Annotated in this window: 1 protein-coding gene; it reads right to left on the bottom strand. The window is 37.9% G+C overall.

Features of this window, described 5'->3' with window-relative positions:
• Positions 1 to 103 precede the first annotated feature (103 nt).
• Positions 104 to 1,093 carry a DhaKLM operon coactivator DhaQ gene (gene dhaQ, locus WKI42_RS10430; RefSeq protein ID WP_049511169.1) on the bottom strand — a complete coding sequence of 330 codons (990 nt, stop codon included), beginning with the start codon at positions 1,091 to 1,093 and terminating at the stop codon, positions 104 to 106.
• Between the last annotated feature and the right edge of the window lie 68 nt (positions 1,094 to 1,161).

Below are 1,161 nucleotides of genomic sequence, written 5' to 3'. Positions count from 1 at the left end.
GCCTGCGGCTAGTTTCCTAGTTTGCTTTTTGATTTTCATTGAGTATAAGATAAAAACAAAGGGCCATCAAGTGATGTAGCCCTTTTGAGTTATACAAAGCAAATTACCATGCAAAAGCTGTCGTTGGAGCATTGAGCGCTTCTAGCCATTGCTTATTTTTTACAGGGCAAAGAGTTACGGATATACCTGCCATATCCAAACTGGTCATAAATGTTCCTGATTTTATAAAGGTAATAGCGACTCCTTCAATTTCTAAGAGTTGAAGGAGATCATTGAGAAATATGCCCATTTCTAGGTTGGTAGTAGTGCCTAGATTATTTACAAGCAATATAAATTGATCACCCTTTTTCCAATGATAGTGCAATCTTAATTTACTTATAATTTCATTTGCAAGGATTTCCGATGATTGGAATGGGACGATACGATATCCTTCTTCGCCATGTATCCCAATACCATAAGAAATATTTCCTTCTTCCAAGTTAAATAGTGGAAGGGTGGCTTGGGGGAGACTAGCCGATTTCGTTGCAAAGCCAATTGTTGCGATTTCGGGAGCAAGCTGATGACCTAAATCAGTTAGTTGCTCTATTTCGGCACCATTTTGAGCTGCATATCCTAGAACTTTATGAAGTAAAATAGTCCCTGCAAGCCCTCTTCCTCTAATTTGAAATCTATTGTGAGGTTCAATTGAAATATCGTCGTGTGCGAGACTATAGCTGACTTTAATTCCTTCTTTTCTAGCAGTGTTAATGGCCGAGCTAAATTCTTTGATGTCTGCTTCGAAATTTTTTACAATGATGAAGACACCGTGACCATTGTTTAAAAAACGAATGGACTCTAAGATTTCAGTTCTTGTAGGAGGAGTAAATAATTGGCCATGGATAGCAGCGGTAAGCATTCCTTCTCCCACATATCCAATATGAGCAGGTTCGTGTCCTGAACCTCCACCCGCCAATATTGGAACCTGATGGGGATTACGATTTTTTTGATAGACTAATGGTAAGGTAGGGTGCTTTTCTAATTTAGGATGACTTCTGACAGTTGCCGAAATGTAACTTGAAATAATTTTCTGTTTATGATTTGAAATAAATGTCATTGTAGTCTCTTTCCAATAATTGTCATGATTAGAAAGTCTGGTTGTGGAACTGGACTTTTTTTATTGAC

The organism is Streptococcus pseudopneumoniae (assembly GCF_038148935.1).
In the GTDB taxonomy this organism is placed as follows: Bacteria; Bacillota; Bacilli; order Lactobacillales; family Streptococcaceae; genus Streptococcus; species Streptococcus pseudopneumoniae_U.
Note: the sequence above shows the minus strand (reverse complement) of the source record. Positions and strands in the feature narration are given on the sequence as shown.

What these genes read in the sequence shown, in the direction of transcription:
- dhaQ (WP_049511169.1), bottom strand. Translation starts at nt 1,093, where the DNA reads ATGACATTTATTTCAAATCATAAACAGAAAATTATTTCAAGTTACATT.